Source organism: Cupriavidus sp. UME77 (assembly GCF_014170355.1).
Classification (GTDB): domain Bacteria; phylum Pseudomonadota; class Gammaproteobacteria; order Burkholderiales; family Burkholderiaceae; genus Cupriavidus; species Cupriavidus basilensis.
The window spans coordinates 105108-124739 of the sequence record NZ_LZZU01000005.1; the positions used below are offsets into that span (position 1 = coordinate 105108).

Genomic DNA, 19632 nt, shown 5'->3' on the forward strand with positions numbered 1-19632 from the left:
GGATTCTCCTCAGGCCTGGCCGGCGGCGCTGGTCGCCGGTGCGTTGCCTTCGGCATCGGTTTCCGATTCCCCGGCCGCTTGCGCCGCGCGCTCGGCGCGGGCCTCGACCAGGTAGTAAAGGGCGGGCAGCAACAGCAGGGTCAGCAAGGTGGCGGTGAAGAGCCCGCCTACCACCACGGTGGCCAACGGACGCTGCACATCGCTGCCGAGACCTCGCGCCAGCATTGCCGGGGTGAGCCCGATGGCGGCCACGGTGGCGGTCATCAGCACCGGACGCATGCGGCTTGCCGCGCCTTCGATCACGGCTTCGCGCAGGCTCAAGCCGTTCTGCGCGCGCAGCCGGTTGATCTGCGAGATCATCAGCACGCCGTTGAGCACGGCGACGCCAAACAGGGCGATAAAGCCCACCGCGCTGGACACGTTCAGCGTCATGCCGCGCAGATGCAGCGCAGCCAGGCCGCCGATGGTAGCCAGGGGCACCGCCAGCAGCACCAGCGCCGGCTGGCGCAGGTTGCGGAATTCGGCAAAGAGCAGCACGAACATCAGCGCCAGCGTCATCGGCAGGATGATGGCGAGGCGCGCCTGCGCACGTTCCAGGTTCTCGAACTGGCCGCCCCATTCGATCTGGATGCGCTTGTGGTCGTAGGACACGGCGCGCTCGATGGCGGGCTGGGCCTCCTTGAGGAAGCCGGACAGGTCGCGGTCGCGCACGTTCAGGCGCACGATGATGTGGCGGCGCGCCATCTCGCGCACGATCACGCTTTCGCCTGACACGGTGGTGATGCGTGCGACCTGCGCCAGCGGCACCTTGGCGCCATTGGCCGCGGTCAGCATCAGGTCGCCCACGCCGGATGCGCTGGCACGCACGGCCGGCGGGAAGCGCACCGTCATGTCGTAGCTCTTCTCACCCACATAGAGCTGGCCAACCGGCGATCCACCGATGCCGGTGGAGATCAGCTCGGCCACGTCGGCCGCGTTGATGCCGTAGCGCGCGGCGGCGGCGCGGTCCAGGTCGATCTTCAGGTTGGGCAGCGGAGGCTCCACGTCGATTGCCACATCCGCGGCGCCGGGCACGCCGCGCAGCGTGGTGGCCACTTCGCCGGCAATGCGGCGCACGTCGCCCAGGTTCTCGCCGAACACCTTGACCACCAGGTCGCTATGGGCGCCGGAAAGCTTGTCCTGCACCCCGTCGATCATCGGCTGCATGAAGCCCACCGAGTAGCCTGGCATCTGCGCGTAGCGTGCCGCCAGCTTGTCGATCAGTTGCTGCTTGGTCATGCCCGAGGCCCACGTCTTGTATGGATGCAGGCCGACGCTGGCCTCGATATGCGAGGGCGTCCAGTAGTCGGTGCCGTCGTCGTTGCGGCCGGTCTGCGTCACCACGTAGGCGACTTCCGGGAACTCGCGGGTTACCCGGCGCAGCTCGCTGGCCATGTCGGAGGCGCGCTCCAGGGTGATGCCGGGCGGCATCTGCACCTGCAGCCACAGCGAGCCTTCGTCCAGGTACGGCAGGAAGTCGCGCCCGATGGTGGCGCCAAGCGCCAGCACGCAGGCGAGCGCCAGCGCGCAGCTGGCGGCCACCCAGCGGATGCGGCCAATGCCGCGCTCCAGCGCGGCGCGGTAGCGCACGCCCAGCCAGTCCAGCACAGGATTGTGGAACACGTGGCGCGGCTTGCGCATGGCAATCCAGGCCAGCCCCGGCACCAGCGCCAGCGCAACGATCAAGGCGCCGATCAACGCCGCGCCAACGGCGAACGCCATCGGCGAGAACAGCTTGTACTCGATGCGCTCGAAGGAGAACAAGGGCAGGTAGGCCGCAACGATCACCAGCATGCCGAAGAACATCGGCCGTGCCACCTGCAAGGTGGCCTCGATGGCGTCGCGCGGGGTGAGCGCGCGGTCCTTGTCCTGCTCGCGCCGGCGCAGGATGTTCTCCACCAGCACCACCGCGCCATCCACCAGGATGCCGAAGTCGATCGCGCCCAGGCTCAGCAGGTTGGCCGGGATGCGCAGGTGATACATGAAGACAAAGGCGATCAGCAGCGAGAGCGGAATCGTCAGCGCCACGATCAGGGCCGCGCGCGGGCTGCCCAGGAACAGCAGCAGCACGATGCCCACCAGCAGCATGCCTTCGGTCAGCGTGAAGCCCACTGTGCGCATGGTGGCGTCGATCAGCGAGGTGCGGTCGAGGTAGGCGACCACCTTGACGTCCTTGGGCAGCAGGTTGTCGTTCAGATCCCGCACCGCCTCGTGCACGCCCGCAAGTGCTTCCGACGCGTTGAAATCCTTGAGCAGCAGCGTGATGCCGGAGATCGTGTCGGGGTTGTCGTCCTTGCCCAGGATGCCGCGCCGCTCCACGTTGCCGTAGCGCAGCGTGCCAAGATCCTTGACCAGCACGGGGGTGCCGTCCTTGCTCGTGACCACTACGTTGCCCATGTCGTCGAGCGAGCGCAGCAGGCCCACGCCACGCACCACGTACGATTGTTCGCCGCGGTCGATGACGCTGCCGCCCGCATTGACGTTGTTGGCGTTGAGCGCCTCGGTGACCTGGGTCAGCGTCAGGTTGTACTGCGTCAGCCGCGCCGGGTCGAGTTCCAGCATGAACTGCGTGGTGAGCCCGCCGAAATTGGTCACGTCGACCACGCCGCGCACCTTCTTCAGGCGCGGGATCACGGTCCAGGTCTGCAGCTCGGATAGCTCGCGCAGGTCGCGCGTCGTGGACTCCAGCGTGTAGCGGTAGAACTCCCCGGTGGGCGAGGTGTATGGGTCCAGCCCCGGCTTGGCGCCGTAGGGCAGGTCGACCTCGTTCAGGCGTTCCTGCAGGCGCTGGCGCGCCCAGTAGCCGTCGGTGCCATCCTCGAACACCACGGTGATGAGCGACAGCGCAAACAGGCTGCGGGTGCGCAGCACATGCATGCCGGGGGTGGCCAGCAGCGCGCGCTCCAGCGGGATGGTGATCTGCTGCTCGATTTCCTCCGCGCCGAGGCCTGGCACCTGGGTCACGATCTGCGATGTCACGTCGGCAATGTCCGGATAGGCCTCCACGGGCAGCTGCTTCCAGCTGTAGGCGCCGTACAGCGCCACCAGCGCAAAGACCAGCCAGACGATGGCGCGCCGGTTGAAGCATAGGGTGACGAGGCGGTCAATCATGTAGCAGCACTCCGTTCTTCACGACGATGCGTTCGCCGGCCTTGAGCCCGGCGAGGATCTCGACTTGCCCGTCGGCATGCGCGCCCGTGGTGACCACGCGCGGCTCGAAGCGCAGCGGGGCCTTCTCCACCAGCACGCGCGTGTAGAGCCCGCTTTGCAGCAGCGCGGTGGGCGGCACCAGCAGTGCCGCGTGCTTTTCTCCCGCGAAGATCACCTTGGCAAAGAGGCCTGGGCGATAACGTCCGTCCGCGTTGTCGATGGCCACGCGGACTTTCACGGTGCGGGTGTCGGGGTCGAGGATCTCGCCGATGTAGCGGACCTTGCCGGTCACGGGCTTGCCGGGGTAGGCGTTGAGCAGGATTTCGGCGGGCTGGCCGACGAAGATCGAGGCGATGTCTTTCTCCGACACGCTGGCCGCGAGGTAGACCGTGGACAGATCCGCTACCGTCATGACCGGCGCGCCGTTGTCGTTCCAGAAGCCGCCCTGCGCGCCTTCGAGCTCGATCACCCGGCCGGCCAGCGGCGCGTGCATGGTGTACTGGCGGTGCGATTGCGGCGCGGTGCCGGCGCCAAGCTGCGCGAGCTGGGCGGCCGTGGTCACGGCGTCGCTGTTGGCTTGCGCGTAGGCCAGCTGGGCTTGTTCATAATCCTTGCGTGCTGCGATTTCCGCTTCGAACAGGGTGCGTTGGCGGTCCAGGTTGAGCTTGGCTTCAAGCAGCGCCGCGCGCGCCTTGCTGGCCTCACCCTGCGCCGCGCTCAGCTCGGCGGAGTCCAGCGTGAGAAGCGGGTCTCCCTTGCGTACGGTGTCGCCCAGGGCAGCGTGCAGGCGGACGATGCGCCCGGGCATTGGCGGCACGATCTTGACCAGCTTGGCGGCATCGGGCTCGATCGAGCCCGGTACCTCGATGGGACGCTCCAGCGCTTGCTCGACGAGCGTCTGCACCTGCAACTGGGTGCGCAATGGCGATGCCTCGGGCACCGTGATGAAGTTGCCCTCGCGGACCGGTTCGGTGCCGGGCTTGGGCGTGTTGGCGTGGGCGCCGGACAGGCTCGCGCCATCGCAGCCGGCCAGCGCGAGACATGCCGCGCAGACGGCGGCGAGCGCAAGGCCTGGCTGCCGGCGCAGCGGCAAGCGTTGGCGGGTGATGGGCGTTTGCATGGTTTTTTCTCCTCGGTCGGTGCACTTGCCGTGGCGGCAGCCAGGACAGGGGCACCGCTTGTTGCCGGTGCGTCGTCGGTGGAATCGCAAAGCGCAAAACGCAAAGCGCAATCGCAGGTTCAGGATCCACGGTCGACAGGATTCGACAGGCGTGACGCATCCCCGGCGCTGCGGGCTGGCAAATGCACGCAGGTAACCGGTGATGGGCGAAAGCGCCCGCTTTGCTAACGGGGGGAGGCGGCGCGGAAGGCGGGGCGGGTCCGGCGCGCACGCGGCCGGGACGGCGCGAAACGCAATGGGAGCCTGGCGGGTCCAGGTAGCCTGCCGCGGCTCCGGCAGGATGCCGGAAGCGGAATCAGGCCAGCTGGAACACGCCGTGCCTTCGGCGCTGCCTACTAGAAGGGTCTGGGTCCATGTCTTTCCTCAGGCAATCAGGGTGGATCTTGGCGGGCGGGGCCTTGCGCTCAGGCAGCGGCCAACGCGCGCTCGGGCTGCGGCACGGTTTCCCAGCGCACGGCGCGAACCAGCGGCTCCAGGCCCAGGCGCTGCACCAGCTTGACCATGCCGGGCCTGCCGCCCGGCTGGCAATGCACCAGCACGCGCATCTCGACCAGCTCGCGGCGCTCGCACTGCCGGGTGCGCAGGCGCTGCAGCGAGAGTTCGCGCGCGGCCAGCTCCTGGCGGATCTGCTGCTCCAGCCGGGCGCCATAGTCGTCCTTGCAGAGCAGCACCACCTGGAACAGCTGGGCGGCTGTGCCGCGGCCCGCCTGGGCGGCGCGGCGGTTGGGGGCCTGGGGGAGCATCCAGTTGAACAAACGCATATCCAGCTCCTTTCCTTCTCCTTGGGGTTATTCGAGCGCGCCGGCCGGAATGGCCCAGCGCACGAGGGAAACGCTCTTCTCCATGCTGATGCGGCTGACGATCTGCTCCAGCTTGCCTTCATTGCCGGGCGCGGCCAGCACATCGGCGCGCACTTCTATGTGCCCGCCAGCGGCGGTGTCCTCGCTGTGCAGCGACTGCAGCAGCAGGGCGGGCATTTCGGTCAGCGCATGCAGCAGCAAGCCGCGCACACGGATTTCTTCCTGGGCCGTGCATACCGTGGTGATGCGATAAACCATCTCCACTTCCGGCGCGGTGGCCGTGCCGTTGCGATTGATGCGCTGGCCCAGCATGCGCAGGCCAAAGTTGGCGCACAGGATGCAGGCGGTGCCGATGGCGGCTTCCAGCGCATGGCCAAGGCCGGCGAGCACGCCGACCGCGGCGGAGCACCACAGGGTGGCAGCGGTATTCAGGCCGCGCACGTTCAGGCCGTCGCGCATGATCACGCCGGCGCCGAGAAAGCCGATGCCCGAGACGACCTGCGCGGCAATGCGCGCATGCCCCTGCGGGTCAAACGTAAAGGCGGAAACCGAAACAAACAAGGCCGCGCCGGCGGCGACCAGCGCGTTTGTGCGCAGCCCCGCCATGCGCTGGCGCAGCTGCCGTTCGGTACCGATGCAAGCGCCCAGCGCTAGCGCTTCGAGCAAGCGCAGGGCAAATTCGTGCCACACCATGAGAACTCCCGAATTGAGCAGGAGGCACCGGTGAGCCTTGTGCAAATCGCGGGCAAGCGCAGGCAGCGGCGTGCTGCAACGCAGGCGCGATCAGAAGAATGAAGCCGTATTCAAGAAGAGAAGCGGGACAGGACGTCCGGCCTCGAAAGCACCGTGCCGCAAGCGGGGCACGGTCGCTAGGGATACCGTGGCCCGTCAGGCGGAGGTGCCGATCCTGGATCGACTACTGTCGTCGGAACAAGTGCTCACTGGGTAGCCCTGGAATTAAGAACCCGCGTACTGTAGCGGCGCAAGTTGAATGGGTCAAGCACAAAACGGCGGATGCCTGCGATTCATCGATATTGACGGTCGAATGCATGTAGATCGCCTGAAAATCAATCGGACAAGTCTGAAAATAGATCAGGAAATTCCCGAATTCTTTCATCGCATCGGAATATCTCGCGGCCTCATCCGGCGTGCCGCTATATTGGCGCGTTGAGATAGTCAGTGCGTCGGCGTCGGCGTCGGCGTCGGCGTCGGCACGGCAGCGCGCCGCGATCGCGCCGCCAGCACCTGGCTCAGGCCCAGCCCGCCCAGCGCCGCCACCGCCGAGAACAGGAACACCGAGCCATAGCCCGCATGGCTGGCGATCACGCCGGCCACCGGGCCGGTCAGCCCCAACGCCAGGTCAAGGAACAGCGCATAGGCGCCGAGCGCGGAGCCGCGGTTGCTCTGGGGCACCAGCTTGACCGCCTCCATGCCCAGCGACGGGAACACCAAGGCAAAGCCAAAGCCGGTCACGGCGGCGCCGATCAGCGCTTGCGCGGGTGTCGGCGCAAGCCAGATCAGGGCCAGGCCGGCGGCTTCCACGGCAAACGAGCACAGCGCCACCCGATAGCCGCCAAAGCGGCCGATGCTATCGGCCAGCAGCAGGCGCGCCACCACAAAGCTCACGCCCAGGCTGGTCAGCGCCAGCGCGGCATGGTCCCAGCCGTGGCTGGCGTAGTACAGCGTGACAAAGGCCGTGATGGCGCCAAAGCCCACCGAGCCCAGCGCCAGGCACAGGCCAAACGGCGTCATGTGGCGGAACACGGTGCGAAACGGCATGCGCGCGCCCTTTACCGTGGGCACCGCTGCCTTGCGCCGGGCCAGCATGAACGCGGCCAGGGCCATGACGGTGGTGACGATGCCCAGCGAGGCAAAGCCCCAGCGCGCATCCAGCAGCACGCCGACCGGCGCGCCCAGCGCCAGCGCGCCGTAGGTGGTCATGCCATTCCACGAGATCACCTTGCCGGTATGGCGGGCGCCCACGTCGCCAATGCCCCAGGCAATGGTGCCGGTGGTCACCAGGCTCTCGCCAGCGCCAAGCATCAGCCGCCCGGCAAACAGCCACGCCAGGCTAAGCCACCCGATCGACACGAACAGGCTGGACACCACGGCCAACAACCCGCTGGCGGCAACCAGCGTGAGCCCGAGCGTGACGGATTTCTTGGGGCCCTGCAGGTCGCACAGGTTGCCGGCGTAGGCGCGGCTCAGCAGCGTGGCCAGGTACTGGATGCTGACCGCCAGCCCGGCCACGACCGTGCCATAGCCAAGATCGCCGTGGACAAAGCCGGGCACCACCGCCAGTGGCAGGCCGACCGTCAGGTAGGCAATGAAGTTGAAGAAGACGATGGCGACGATGCGCCGGTTGATGCTGCCTTGCTGGTGTTCCCCGGATTCCGGGGTGGCGAGGGTCGTGCTGTTTGCGGACATGGCGATGCGAAGGCGAGTGTCTTGGCGCTGAAAGCGCAGAGCCCGGACAACGAACCGTGGCGCGCCATGCTGGGGGCGCGCGGGATAGTGCGGTCTTGGGGCGAATGCGAAGCGGGTAGCGAAGGTGTGATGCGGGCGCTACTCGAGGCGGCGGATGAATACGGCGGGGCGCAGGCGGTGGGCTGGCAGCATGAGCAGGGACATGGCTAGGGGGCGGTTAGCCGGCCTGTGTCCCCAGAGTCTGGCCGGTGAAATCGGAGCCGCCCGGTCGTATGCAAGTCCGCCGCTGCTGGCTGGGCGATTTTAAGCGCCCGTTTAGTTGGTGTAAATCCGGGTTGCGGAATTTAGCCCACCGAGTGCGCCCGAACGCGTGGCAGGTCAGGCTGAAGTGCACTAAGTGGCACGTTCACGAGGGCAGCGAGGCCTGTGCAAGTGCGCTCGGAGAGGTAGACAATGCCTCGTGGCAGCAGCAGGGTTCGCCACCAGTTTCGTCACCAGTTTCATCACCAATGACTCAGTGAGAGGACCGGATATGCAACTCGGAATCATAGGGCTCGGGCGCATGGGCGCGAACATCGCAAGGCGGCTGCTGCGCGCGCAGCACGAAGTGGTGGTGTACAACCGCAGCGCCGACAAGGTGCAGGCCCTGGCGGCGGACGGTGCCGTCGGCGTCACCAGCATCGAGGCGCTGGTTGGCAAGCTGGCCGCCCCGCGCGCGATCTGGGTCATGTTGCCGGCAGGCGACACCACTGAGCAGATGATCACCGCGCTGGCGGACCTGCTCGAGCCTGGCGACGTCATCATCGACGGCGGCAACACCTTCTACAAGGACGATATCCGGCGCGCTGGCGAACTGGCGGCGCGCCAGTTGCATTATGTGGACGTGGGCACCTCGGGCGGGGTCTGGGGCCTGGAGCGCGGCTATTGCCTGATGATCGGCGGCAAGCAGGAGGTCATAGGCCGCCTCGATCCGCTGTTCGATACGCTGGCGCCAGGCTATGGCGACATCCCGCGCACGCCGGGGCGCAATCCCGCGAACGCCCGCGCCGAGCGCGGCTACATCCACGCCGGGCCGGCGGGCGCGGGCCACTTTGTGAAGATGGTCCACAACGGCATCGAGTATGGCCTGATGCAGGCCTACGCCGAGGGCTTCGACATCCTCAAGACCAAGGCCGCCGAAAGCCTGCCCGAGGCCGAGCGCTTCGAGCTCGACCTGGCGGATATCGCCGAGGTGTGGCGGCGTGGCAGCGTGGTGTCCTCGTGGCTGCTCGATCTCACCGCGCAGGCGCTCGCCAGTGACGTCAAGCTCTCGCGTTTCTCGGGGGAAGTCGCTGACAGCGGGGAGGGGCGCTGGACGATCGACGCGGCTGTCGAACAGGCAGTGCCGGTGCCGGTGCTGGCCAGCGCGTTGTTTGCGCGGTTCCGCTCGCGGCAGGATCACACCTATGGCGAGCGGCTGCTCTCGGCCATGCGCTTTGGGTTTGGCGGGCATGTGGAAGAGCATGGCGGCGGGGAGTCCGGTGTGGCGCACGCCAGCCGCCCCGCCAGCCTGCCTGATTCCGCACTTTAGTGGGGTGGGGCGCGAATTCGTCAGTCCTTTGCCGCGTTGCCGCTAAATTTCCCCAAAGATTGGCCGTTAGCCGGAGCAGTGGCCCGTCATTGCAGCGCGCCGCTCCAGCGCTAAGCACCGCTGGAGCCACGCGGCGATGCCGGGCCCGGGGAAACGATCAACACCGCGCAGCGAGCCCGCACATTGCGGGGACAAAGGAAGCGTATGAGCAGCTCGATGAGAGACATCGACGAACGGACCAACCTGACCAACAACAACCAGTTCGAGTTGCTGTTGTTCCGCCTGGGCGAGTCGGACCAGTCCGCGCAGAGCGAACTGTTCGGCATCAACGTCTTCAAGGTCCGCGAAATCCTGGTAATGCCCCAGGTCACGACCGTGGTCGGCGGCGGCCCGGCCATGCTCGGCATGGCAGATATCCGCGGCCAGGTGATTCCTGTGATCGACCTGCCCAAGATGGTGGGAAGCACGCCGCGCACCGGCCTGAACATCCTGCTGGTGACCGAATACGCGCGCTCCACGCAAGGCTTTGCCGTGGAAGCCGTGGAAGAAATCGTGCGCCTGGAGTGGAACCAGGTGGTCTCGGCCGAGACCAGCGTCCGGGGCGATATGGTGACCAGCATCGCCAAGCTCCATAACGAGGCCGATCCCGCGAACCCGCGCCTGGTCCAGGTGCTGGACGTGGAGCAGATCCTGCGCGACGTGCTGCCGACCCGCCAGCCGGAAGTGGACCCCAAGACGGTCGGGCCGCAACTGCAGCTGCGCCCCGGCACCAAGATCCTGGCCGCCGACGATTCCGCTTTTGCCCGCAGCCTGATCGAGCAAGGCCTCAAGGCCATGGGCGTGCCGGTGCTGATGACCAAGACCGGCCAGGAAGCCTGGCAGCAACTGGGCGAGATCGCCGATCACGCCGCCGCCAACGGCCGCACGGTGCAGGACGAGATCGCGCTGGTGCTGACCGACCTGGAAATGCCCGAGATGGACGGTTTCACGCTAACCCGCAAGATCAAGGCGGACGCGCGCTTCAAGTCGATCCCGGTGGTGATCCACTCCTCGCTGTCCGGGACGGCCAGCGAAGACCACGTGCGCAAGGTGGGGGCCGATGCTTACGTGTCGAAGTTCCTGGCGAAGGACCTGGCGGATACGATCCGGGGCGTGCTGGCACGTTGATTCTTTGTCCCTTGGTTTGCTGTCTCTCCCGCTCCCACTTGTGGGAGCGGGAGAGACAGCCGTCGTCATGGCGGGCGGCTTTGGCCCGTTCGGCGGCTTCGGCTAGTGCCGTCAGGCCGCCATTCCCAGGAACTGCTGCAGCTCCGGCGTAGCGGGATTGCTGAACAGCTGCTCCGGCGGCCCGATCTCATGCACGCGTCCCTGATGCATGAACACCACCCGATTGCACACTTCGCGCGCAAAGCGCATTTCGTGCGTCACCATCAGCAGCGTCATGCCCTCGCTGGCCAACTGGCGCACCACGTTCAGCACCTCCACCACCAGCTCCGGGTCCAGCGCCGAGGTAATCTCGTCGCATAGCAGGGCCCGCGGCTGCATGGCCAGCGCGCGCGCGATCGCTACCCGCTGCTGCTGCCCGCCGGAGAGCTGGTCGGGATAGCTGTCGAACTTCTCCCCCAGCGCTACCTTGGCCAGGCACTCGCGCGCGCGGGTCAATGCTTCCGCCTCTTTGACGCCGGCCGCCACGGTGGGCGCCAGCATCACGTTGCGCCCCGCGCTCAGGTGCGGGAACAGGTTGAACTGCTGGAAGATCATGCCGACCTTGCGCCGCAGCGCGCGCAGCTCCAGCTCGCTGCTGCCGAGCTTGGCGCCCGCCACGGTGATATTGCCTTCGTCGATGCTCTCCAGGCCGTTGATGCAGCGCAGCAAGGTGCTCTTGCCCGAGCCGCTCTTGCCGATGATCGCGATCACCTCGCCGGCCTCCACCTTCAGGTCGATGCCCTTGAGCACTTCGTTGGCGCCGAAGCGCTTCTTTACGTTTTCAATGGCGATGAGCGACATTGAGCTTCCTTTCCAGGTGACGGCTGTAGCGGGATAGCGGCCAGCACAGCGCAAAGTAGATCAGCGCGACCAGCGCGTAGACGGTAAACGGGCTGAAGGTGGCGTTGGTGATCACCGTGCCCGCCTTGGACAGCTCGACAAAGCCGATGATGGACGCCAGCGCCGTGCCCTTGATGATCTGCACCACGAACCCCACCGTGGGCGCAATGGCAATGCGCAGCGCCTGCGGCAGGATCACGTAGCGCATCTGTTGCAGGTGGCCGAGCGAGAGGCAGCCGGCGGCTTCCCACTGGCCCTTGGGGATGGCCTCGACGCAGCCGCGCCAGATCTCCGCCAGGTAGGCGCCGGACCACAGCGACAACGCCAGGCCAGCGGCCAGCCAGGCCGGGATCTCCACGCCGAACAGTGCCAGGCCGAAGAAGGCCAGGAACAGCTGCATCAGCAGCGGCGTGCCCTGGAACACTTCGATAAAGGCCCACGCCGCGCGGCGCAGCGGCGCGCGCCGGCTGATGCGCATCAGCAGCACCAGCAGCCCGATGACGGCACCGCCGGCAAAGGCCACCAGCGACAGCACCACGGTCCAGCGCACCGCCATCAGCAGGTTGCGCAGGATGTCCCAGGTTGAAAAGTCGGTCATGACGCCCTCCGGAACAGCATGCCGCCAATGCCGCGCAGCACCTGGCGCAGCCCGATGGCAAGCAGCAGGTAGATGGCGGTGGTCAGCAGGTAGACCTCGAACGCGCGGAAATTCCGGCCCTGGATAAAGTTGGCGGCAAAGGTCAGGTCCTCGACCGCGATCTGCGAGCACACCGCCGAGCCCAGCATGACGATCACCACCTGGCTGGACAGCGCCGGCCAGATCTTCTTCAAGGCGGGGCGCAGCACCACGTGGCGAAATACCTGGAAGGGCGACATCGCCAGGCTGGCGCCCGCTTCAAGCTGGCCGCGCGGCACCGCTGCGATGCCTGCGCGCACGATCTCCGCGCTGTAGGCGCCAAGGTTGATCACCATGGCAAGGATGGCGGCCTGCATTTCTCCCAGTTGCACGCCCGCGCTGGGCAGGCCGAAGAAGATAAAGAACAGCTGGATCAGGAACGGCGTATTGCGGATCAGCTCCACATAGCCGCCCGCGATGGCCGCCAGCCAGGCCGGGCCCTGGGTGCGCGCCCAGGCGCAGGCGATGCCGAGGGTCACCCCCAGCAAGCCGCCCATGGCGGTGAGTTCAGCCGTGACTTTGATGCCGTGCGCGAACACGCCGGCGTAGTCGAAGGCCGAAAGGAAATCGAATTGGTAGGACATGCGTTAGCGATCGGTGGAGGCGCCCGGTTGGGGCGCTCATGAGCGCGGAGCTGGCGCAGTACGCCATGCCGCGGCGGCTGGCCGCCGGGCACGGCTTCCCGTGGCTTGGGCCGTCAGTGCATCAAAGCACCAACGCATCAATGCATCAAAGCGTGGCCGGCAGCGGCATGCCCAGCCACTTCACCGTGATCGCATTGAGCTCGCCGTCCTTTTTCACGTCCGCCAGGATGGCGTTGACCTTGGCTTGCAGCTTGGGCTCGCCCTTGTTCAGGCCGATGAAGCAGGGCGAGTTCTTGATCAGGAACTTCGGCTCCGGCTTCTTGGGCGGGTTCTTGGCGAGGATGGCGGCTGCCACCACGTTGCCCGTCGCCACCAGTTGCACCTGGCCGGACAGGAACGCGCTGATGGTGCCGTTGTTGTCTTCGTAGCGCTTGATGGTGGCCGTCGCCGGGGCGATCTTGGTCAGCTCCAGGTCCTCCACCGCGCCGCGCGTCACGCCGATGGTTTTGCCGGCCAGTTCGGCGGCACCGGTCACTTTCTGGTCGGCAGGGCCAAACACGCCGTTATAGAACGGTGCGTAAGCCTCGCTGAAATCGATGGCCTTCTCGCGCTCGGCGTTCTTGCCCATGCTGGAGATCACCAGGTCCACTTTTTTGGTCTGCAGGTAGGGCACGCGGTTGGTGCTGGTCACGGGCACCAGTTCCAGCTTCACGCCCATCTTCTTGGCAATCAGCGCAGCCACGTCGATGTCCAGCCCCTGGGGCTTCATCTCGGCGTTGATCGAGCCGAACGGCGGAAAGTCCTGCGGCACCGCGACCTTGAGCACGCCGGCCTTGACCACATCGTCCAGCGCTTCGGCGCCGGCGGTTTGCATCGAGAAGGCGAGGGCAGCGGCACCGAGGCCGAGGAGGAGTTTGGAGAGCTTCATAAGGGTCCTTGCTAGCTTGCCGTTGAGGTGGAAATTCAAAAGAATCGAAATCGAAATCAAAGAAGCGGGTCGTTGCAATCTGCCGGTTGCCCGCGCGCTCAGGCTGCATGGCCCAGCGGGCTCAGCGCCTGGCGCAGCGGATCGGGCGGGGCCGCCGGCGTGGCGGCGCTCAGGCCGGCCTCGACGTGGCACAGGTGGGCGTCCATCAGCGCGATGGCGCGCTCGGTATCGCCCGCGGCCAGCGCAGCCACGATCAGCACATGCTCGGCGCAGGACTCGTTGGCCTGGTGGCTGGACTGGTAGCGCATGGCAATCAGCGTGGTGCGCGCCGTCAGGTCGCGCAGCGTGTCGGCCAACAGCACATTGCCCACGCATTCGCCCAGGCACACATGGAAGTCGCCCAGCAGGTAGCTGCGCAGGGCGGCGTCGTCAGCGCTCAGCGCGCGCTGCTCCTGCGCCACGTGCTCCTGCAACCGGCTAATGGCAGCAGCGGAGACCGGCGCCGCATAGCGCAGCAAGCCAAGCTCGATCGCGCGCCGGGCGGCAAACGCCTGCCGGGCCTCCTGGCGCGAGGGCTCGATCACAAACCAGCCGCGCCGGGCGGACACCGTGACAATGCCGCGCGCCGCCAGCCGGGTCAGGGCTTCGCGCACCAGCGTGCGGCTGACGCTGAACAGCCCGGCCAGCGCCTGCTCGCCCAGCCGCGTGCCGGGCGCCAGGCGCTGGGCCAGGATCGATTGCGTGATGCGTTCGGCAATCTCGGCGGAAGTGCTGCCGCGGGCGTGGCTGGCGGCATCGCTGAAGACTGGCATGGAGGGAGTGGCGAAAGTCATGCCAGCCTCTGACGCAAGAGGTATGCCAGACTGATATACAAGCGTGATGTGCAGTTTTTGTACGCAAAACAGCCTTGGCCCGGACTGGGCGCGCACCAGTTGGGCGCGGCTTATGCCGCTGGCGAGTGCGGGTGCACGGCAGTGGTGCGGCGAACGCTGCCGGCAAAGTGCTCAGGCTGCGTCTGGAAGGCGCGCGTGGAGGCCGGGGCCGTTGCCGAGAAAGGGCAGCGCGGCCTGGGCGTGCGCATCGGCATCGGCGATTTCCGCAGGGCCACTTCTTCTCCCGGCCGCTCGCGTCGGAGGACGTTTCCGCCTTGCTGAGGGAACGGGTTCCCGCGCCAAGCCTGGCCTGATCCGATCACCACCCACCGCCCAGCGCGCGGAACGTCGCCACCGCGGCGCGCGCGTTGTCGGCGTGCACGCGGGCCTGCTGGTCGCGCGCGGCCAGCAGCTGGCGCTCCTCATCCAACACCTCGAACAGGCTGACGGCCCCGCCCTTGTACGCATCTTCGGAAGCGCCGCGCGCGCGTTCGTGGGCGTCGATCTCGGTGCTCAGCTCCTTGCCTTGCGATTCCAGCTCGGTCAGCGTGACGATGGCGTTCTCCACGTCTTCGGTGGCGCGCAGCATGGCCTTGCGGTAGTTGACCAGTGCCTCGGCGTTGGCGCCTTTGGCCTGCGCCACCTCGGCATCCACGCGGCCGAAGTCGAACAGGCGCCAGCGCAAGCCCGCTGCCGCCACCGGCTGGAACGCGGCAGCGGAAAACAGCTTGCCGCCGCTCAGGCTCTCAAAGCCGAGCAGCGCGGACAAGGATAGCTTGGGGTAATACTCGGCGGTGGCCGCGCCGATGCGCGCGCTGCTGGCGGCCAGCCTGCGCTCGGCCGCGATCACGTCGGGTCGGCGGCGCAGCAGCTCGGCGGGACCCTGGGCCACGGAGATGGCCGGCACGGCCACGCCGTTCGGCAGGGAGCCAAGTTCGGCCGCGTAGGTGCCCGGCTGCGCGCCCATCAGCACATCGAGCCGGTTCAACTGGGTTTGCAGCTCGATGCGCAGCGGTGGAATGGTGACGCGCGCCTGCGCCACCAGCGCTTGCGCCTGGGCTACCTCGCGGCTCGATGCAAGCCCGTCGCGCAAGCGCAATTGCACTAGCTCCAGCAGCTTGCCGTTGTTCGCCACCTGCTCCTGCGCAATGGCAATGCGCTGCTGCGCGCCGCGCACGCGGAAGTAGGCATCGGCGGCCTCGGCCGCCACCGAGATGCGCGCGCCGAGCTGGTCGGCCTGCGCGGCCTGCGCCTCGGCGTCGGCCGCCTCTGCGCCACGCCGCAGTCCGCCGAACAGGTCGATCTCCCAGCTCGCGCCCGCGCCCACATCGTAGAGCGCGGCATTGCGGTCGTAGCCGGGGAACTTGCTCGCGATCTTGCCTAGCGGGCTTTCCAGCGACTGATGCACCTTGGCCGCCTGCGCCGACAAACTGCCTTGTGGCAGCAACTGCGCACCGGCCTCGGCGGCAGCGGCCCGTGCCTGCTGCACGCGGGCAAACGCGGCGGCCAGGTCCAGGTTCTGGTCCAGCGCGCGCTGGACGATGCGCGTAAGCGCGGGATCGTCGAATCCCGTCCACCAGGTATCCAGCGGCGGCGCAGGCTGGCGCGTGGCGCGTGCAGCCAGCGCATCGGCATGGGGGTAGCTGGCCGCGGTGTCGGCCGCGGGCGTCTTGTAGTCCGGGCCTACCGCGGCGCAAGCCGCCAGGCCAAGCGCCGTCAGCGCTGCCGCGGCGAGCGCGGTGGCCCGCGCCGCGTGCCGGCGCAGGTGCTGGTACGGCTGCGGCTGCGGCTCTTGAGGCGCGAGTCCGGGGCGGGGCGGGGTACGGCGCATGTCCATCTCCTTCGGGGATTCAGGGATTCAGGGAAATCAGGAAGCGGCTTGATCGCCGCCCCACTGGCTTTCTTCAACAAGTTACTTGCATGATGATATTTACAACTCTATACTAACTTTCATATTGATAGCAACCTGATTTCCCGGAGGTCGCGAACATGCAGAAAAAGCCGCTCGACAATGCGCCTTGTCCCATTGCCCGCAGCCTGGCGCGGGTGGGTGAGCCGTGGAGCATCCTGATCCTGCGCGAGGCGTTCTACGGCAACAGCCGCTTCGACGAATTCCAGAAGCAGCTGGGCATTGCGCCCAACATGCTGGCGCGCCGCCTCGAAACCCTGGTGCGCGAGGGCCTGCTTGCGCGGCGCCAGTACTGCGAGCGGCCGCCGCGTTTCGAATACCTGTTGACTGACCGGGGCCGCGAATTCCGCCCGGTGATGCTGGCGCTGCTGGCCTGGGGTAACCGTCACTTCTCGCCCGAGGGCGAGAGCGTGCTGCTGGTGGACCGCCAGACCGGCGCCACCGTTGTCCCGATTCTGGTGGATGCACAGACCGGGCATCCGATTACCGATGCCGGTCACGTGGTCGTGGCCGGGCCGGCCGCCAGCGAGGGCGTCCGCGCCAAGCTTGAAAAGTCGGCGCGGGCACGCGCGGCCCCCATCCCCGATGTTCCGCAGGTAGCGGTTCATCTATGAGAGCACTGCAGCGTTCCCGCGCTGAAGCAAAAGTCAAAGCGAAAGTTCGAGCGAAAACCAGAGGAAGCGTCATGACAAGCGACATCACCGCCGAGCGTGCAGGCCCGGCGCCCATCCCCGTTACCAGCAAGCCTCGCATCAGCCGCAAGCGGCTGATCGTGACCGGCGCGCTCATCGCCGCCGGCCTTGGCGCTGCCGCCTATGGCCAGCACTGGTGGACGCACGGCCGCTTCCTGCAAAGCACCGACGATGCTTATGTCGGCGGCGAAGTCACGGTGATTGCACCGAAGGTGCCGGGCTATCTGGCGCAAGTGCTGGTGACCGACAATCAGCAGGTGCACGCCGGCGACTTGCTGGCCCGCATCGATGACCGCGACTACCGCGCCGCGCTGGCCAAGGCGGAAGGGGCGGTGGCCGCCCAGCAGGCGCTGCTGGCCAATCTGGACGCCACCCGCTCCTTGCAGGAAGCCGTGATCGGCCAGGCCCGGGCGGCGGTCACCGCGGTGAATGCCGACACCCTGCGCTCGCGCGACGACCAGGCTCGTTACCAGAGCCTGGCGGCCAAATCGGCCGTATCGGTCCAGAGCTCGCAGAAGGCCGACTCGGACTACAAGCAAGCTCTGGCCAACACGCAGAAGGCCCAGGCCAGCCTGCTCGCCGCGCAGCGCCAGGTCGACGTGATCGCCACGCAGAAGCTGCAAGCGCAGGCGGCGCTCGCGCAAGCCGTGGCCGAGCGCGACATCGCCAAACTGAACCTGGGCTACACGGAGTTGCGCGCGCCTATCGATGGCACCATTGGCAACCGCCGCGCCCGCGTGGGCGCCTACGCCGCGGGCGGCGCGCAGCTGCTGTCGGTGGTGCCGGCACGCGGGCTGTGGGTCGATGCGAATTTCAAGGAAGGGCAGCTTGCGCATCTGCGCCCGGGCATGCGTGCCACGGTGGAGGCCGACGTGTTGCCTGGCCGCGTGTTCCACGGCCGCGTACTCAGCCTGGCGCCGGCCACGGGGGCACAGTTCAGCGTGCTGCCGCCGGAGAACGCCACCGGCAACTTCACCAAGATCGTCCAGCGCGTGCCGGTGCGCATCATGCTGGATGACAACGAGGCCGCGCTGGCCATGCTGCGGCCCGGCTTGTCGGTGCTGGCGCAAGTCGATTCCCGCGCCGACGCGCAGGTGCAACCATGAGCAGCAGCGTCCTGGCCGGCCCCGGGCAGGCCACGCAGCCAGCCGAGCGCGCGCAGCCGTCCGCGCCGGTGTATTCCCCGGCCTCCATGAGCACGGGCGCCAAGGTGCTGGCCTTCGCCACCATGTGCGTGGGCATGTTCATCGCCTTGCTGGATATCCAGATCGTCTCGGCCTCGCTGCGCGACATCGGCGGCGGGCTGTCGGCGGGCACCGATGAAACCGTGTGGGTGCAGACCAGCTACCTGATCGCCGAGATCATCGTGATTCCGCTGTCGGGCTGGCTGTCGCGCGTGATGTCCACGCGCTGGCTGTTTGCCGTTTCGGCGGCAGGCTTTACGCTAACCAGCCTGCTGTGCGGCCTCGCCTGGAACATCCAGAGCATGATCGCCTTTCGCGCCATGCAGGGCTTCCTGGGCGGCTCGATGATTCCGTTGGTGTTCACCACGGCCTTCGCCTTCTTCGGCGGCAAGCAGCGTGTGATTGCCGCGGCCACCATCGGCGCCCTGGCTTCGCTGGCGCCCACGCTCGGGCCCACCGTGGGCGGCTGGATCACCGACAACTACTCCTGGCACTGGCTGTTCTTCATCAACCTGGTGCCGGGCATCTTCATCGCGGTGGCGGTGCCGCTGCTGGTGCGCGTGGACCAGCCCAACTGGTCGCTGGTGCGCGGCGCCGACTATCTCGGCATGACGCTGATGGCGCTGTTCCTCGGCTGCCTGCAGTACACGCTGGAAGAAGGCCCGCGCTGGGACTGGTTTGGCGACGATGTGATTCTCACCTCTGCCTGGATCTCGGGCATTGCGGGTGTTGGCTTTGTCTGGCGCAGCCTGACCTACGCACAGCCGGTGGTGGACCTGCGCGCGCTCAAGGACCGCAACTTCGCACTCGGCTGCTTCTTCTCGTTCGTCACCGGCGTGGGCATCTTCGCCACCATCTATCTCACGCCGCTGTTCCTGGGCCACGTGCGTGGCTTCAGCGCGCTGCAGATCGGGCTGGCGGTGTTCTCCACGGGGGTGTTCCAGGTCATGTCGATCCCCGTCTATGCCTTCTTCGCCAATCGTGTGGACCTGCGCTGGCTGATGATGTTCGGGCTGGGCTGCTTTGCCTTCTCGATGTGGCAGTTCGCGCCCATCACGCATGACTGGGGCGCGCAGGAGCTGTTGCTGCCGCAGGCGTTCCGCGGCATGGCGCAGCAGTTCTCGGTGGCGCCGGCGGTCACGCTGACGTTGGGGGCGCTGGCGCCGGAGCGGCTCAAGCTGGCGTCCGGGCTGTTCAACCTGATGCGCAACCTGGGCGGCGCGATCGGCATCGCCAGCTGCGCGACCATCCTGAACGACCGCACCAACCTGCATTTCCAGCGTCTGGCGGAGCACCTGAACTACAGCAACGAGGCCATGGGCGCGCTGCTGCAGGCGGTGGGCAGCAATATGGCCGCGCTGGGGCACGACGTCGCCGATGCGCAGTCCGCAGCGCTCAGGCAACTGTGGGCACTGACCTGGCGCGAGGCGCAGACGCAGACGTTTGGCGATGCCTTCCTCGTCATCATGGTTTGCTTCGTCATTGCCACCGCCATGGTGCCGCTGCTGCGCAAGGCGGGGCCGCCCATGGCGCCATCGGCCGATGCGCATTGAGGCATTGAGGCCTTCCACACCC

The 19632-nt window shown here is 67.2% G+C and carries 16 protein-coding genes; 5 read left to right on the top strand and 11 right to left on the bottom strand.

Going from position 1 to position 19632, the window contains the following annotated elements:
* Nucleotides 1-9: 9 nt before the first annotated feature.
* The 5 genes from A9975_RS01665 to A9975_RS01685 all read right to left on the bottom strand — a co-directional run bounded on the left by A9975_RS01665 (nucleotide 10) and on the right by A9975_RS01685 (nucleotide 7596).
* Nucleotides 10-3150, bottom strand: coding sequence for an efflux RND transporter permease subunit (locus tag A9975_RS01665; RefSeq protein ID WP_183031115.1), 3141 nt, complete (start codon nucleotides 3148-3150; stop codon nucleotides 10-12).
* Nucleotides 3143-4309 (bottom strand): efflux RND transporter periplasmic adaptor subunit, encoded by a 1167-nt coding sequence (locus tag A9975_RS01670; protein ID WP_183031116.1) that lies wholly within the window; start codon nucleotides 4307-4309, stop codon nucleotides 3143-3145. The genes A9975_RS01665 and A9975_RS01670 overlap by 8 nt, the downstream gene beginning before the upstream one ends.
* Nucleotides 4310-4773: 464 nt before the next feature.
* Nucleotides 4774-5130, bottom strand: a complete 357-nt coding sequence (locus A9975_RS01675) for a hypothetical protein (RefSeq protein WP_043354532.1) — start codon at nucleotides 5128-5130, stop codon at nucleotides 4774-4776.
* 27 nt (nucleotides 5131-5157) lie between these two features.
* The gene (locus A9975_RS01680) at nucleotides 5158-5862 is read right to left on the bottom strand and encodes an MgtC/SapB family protein (protein WP_043354534.1); all 705 of its coding nucleotides are present in this window, start codon (nucleotides 5860-5862) and stop codon (nucleotides 5158-5160) included.
* A gap of 483 nt (nucleotides 5863-6345) precedes the next feature.
* The gene (locus A9975_RS01685) at nucleotides 6346-7596 is read right to left on the bottom strand and encodes an MFS transporter (protein WP_183031117.1); all 1251 of its coding nucleotides are present in this window, start codon (nucleotides 7594-7596) and stop codon (nucleotides 6346-6348) included.
* Nucleotides 7597-8128: 532 nt separating this feature from the next.
* Here A9975_RS01685 and gnd point away from each other — a divergent pair.
* Both gnd and A9975_RS01695 read left to right on the top strand, forming a co-directional pair.
* A complete protein-coding gene (gnd, locus tag A9975_RS01690; protein ID WP_183031118.1) occupies nucleotides 8129-9166 on the top strand; it encodes a phosphogluconate dehydrogenase (NAD(+)-dependent, decarboxylating) in 1038 nt (345 codons plus the stop codon).
* 204 nt (nucleotides 9167-9370) lie between these two features.
* On the top strand, nucleotides 9371-10333 hold the full coding sequence (locus A9975_RS01695) for a chemotaxis protein (protein ID WP_183031119.1): 963 nt from the start codon (nucleotides 9371-9373) through the stop codon (nucleotides 10331-10333).
* Nucleotides 10334-10444: 111 nt separating this feature from the next.
* On the opposite strand, the gene A9975_RS01700 is transcribed toward A9975_RS01695, so the two are convergent.
* The 6 genes from A9975_RS01700 to A9975_RS01725 form a co-directional block, all read right to left on the bottom strand.
* Complete coding sequence (locus A9975_RS01700) at nucleotides 10445-11173, bottom strand: amino acid ABC transporter ATP-binding protein (RefSeq protein WP_183031120.1); 729 nt, start codon at nucleotides 11171-11173, stop codon at nucleotides 10445-10447.
* Complete coding sequence (locus A9975_RS01705; protein WP_174424714.1) at nucleotides 11154-11810, bottom strand: amino acid ABC transporter permease; 657 nt, start codon at nucleotides 11808-11810, stop codon at nucleotides 11154-11156. The genes A9975_RS01700 and A9975_RS01705 overlap by 20 nt, the downstream gene beginning before the upstream one ends.
* Nucleotides 11807-12472: an amino acid ABC transporter permease gene (locus A9975_RS01710; protein WP_183031121.1), complete on the bottom strand. Its 666-nt coding sequence runs from the start codon at nucleotides 12470-12472 to the stop codon at nucleotides 11807-11809. The genes A9975_RS01705 and A9975_RS01710 overlap by 4 nt, the downstream gene beginning before the upstream one ends.
* A 145-nt stretch (nucleotides 12473-12617) precedes the next feature.
* Complete coding sequence (locus A9975_RS01715) at nucleotides 12618-13400, bottom strand: transporter substrate-binding domain-containing protein (protein ID WP_183031122.1); 783 nt, start codon at nucleotides 13398-13400, stop codon at nucleotides 12618-12620.
* Between the two features lie 98 nt (nucleotides 13401-13498).
* On the bottom strand, nucleotides 13499-14233 hold the full coding sequence (locus A9975_RS01720) for a GntR family transcriptional regulator (RefSeq protein ID WP_255503008.1): 735 nt from the start codon (nucleotides 14231-14233) through the stop codon (nucleotides 13499-13501).
* A 358-nt stretch (nucleotides 14234-14591) separates the two neighbouring features.
* Complete coding sequence (locus A9975_RS01725; protein WP_255503009.1) at nucleotides 14592-16103, bottom strand: efflux transporter outer membrane subunit; 1512 nt, start codon at nucleotides 16101-16103, stop codon at nucleotides 14592-14594.
* 158 nt (nucleotides 16104-16261) lie between these two features.
* Here A9975_RS01725 and A9975_RS01730 point away from each other — a divergent pair, with 158 nt between their 5' ends.
* The 3 genes from A9975_RS01730 to A9975_RS01740 all read left to right on the top strand — a co-directional run bounded on the left by A9975_RS01730 (nucleotide 16262) and on the right by A9975_RS01740 (nucleotide 19610).
* Nucleotides 16262-16795: a helix-turn-helix domain-containing protein gene (locus A9975_RS01730; protein ID WP_183031123.1), complete on the top strand. Its 534-nt coding sequence runs from the start codon at nucleotides 16262-16264 to the stop codon at nucleotides 16793-16795.
* Nucleotides 16796-16866: 71 nt separating this feature from the next.
* Nucleotides 16867-17979 carry an HlyD family secretion protein gene (locus tag A9975_RS01735; protein WP_183031124.1) on the top strand — a complete coding sequence of 371 codons (1113 nt, stop codon included), beginning with the start codon at nucleotides 16867-16869 and terminating at the stop codon, nucleotides 17977-17979.
* Nucleotides 17980-18065: 86 nt separating this feature from the next.
* Entirely contained in the window at nucleotides 18066-19610 is a 1545-nt protein-coding gene (locus tag A9975_RS01740; RefSeq protein WP_220810593.1) for a DHA2 family efflux MFS transporter permease subunit, read from the top strand.
* Nucleotides 19611-19632 lie beyond the last annotated feature (22 nt).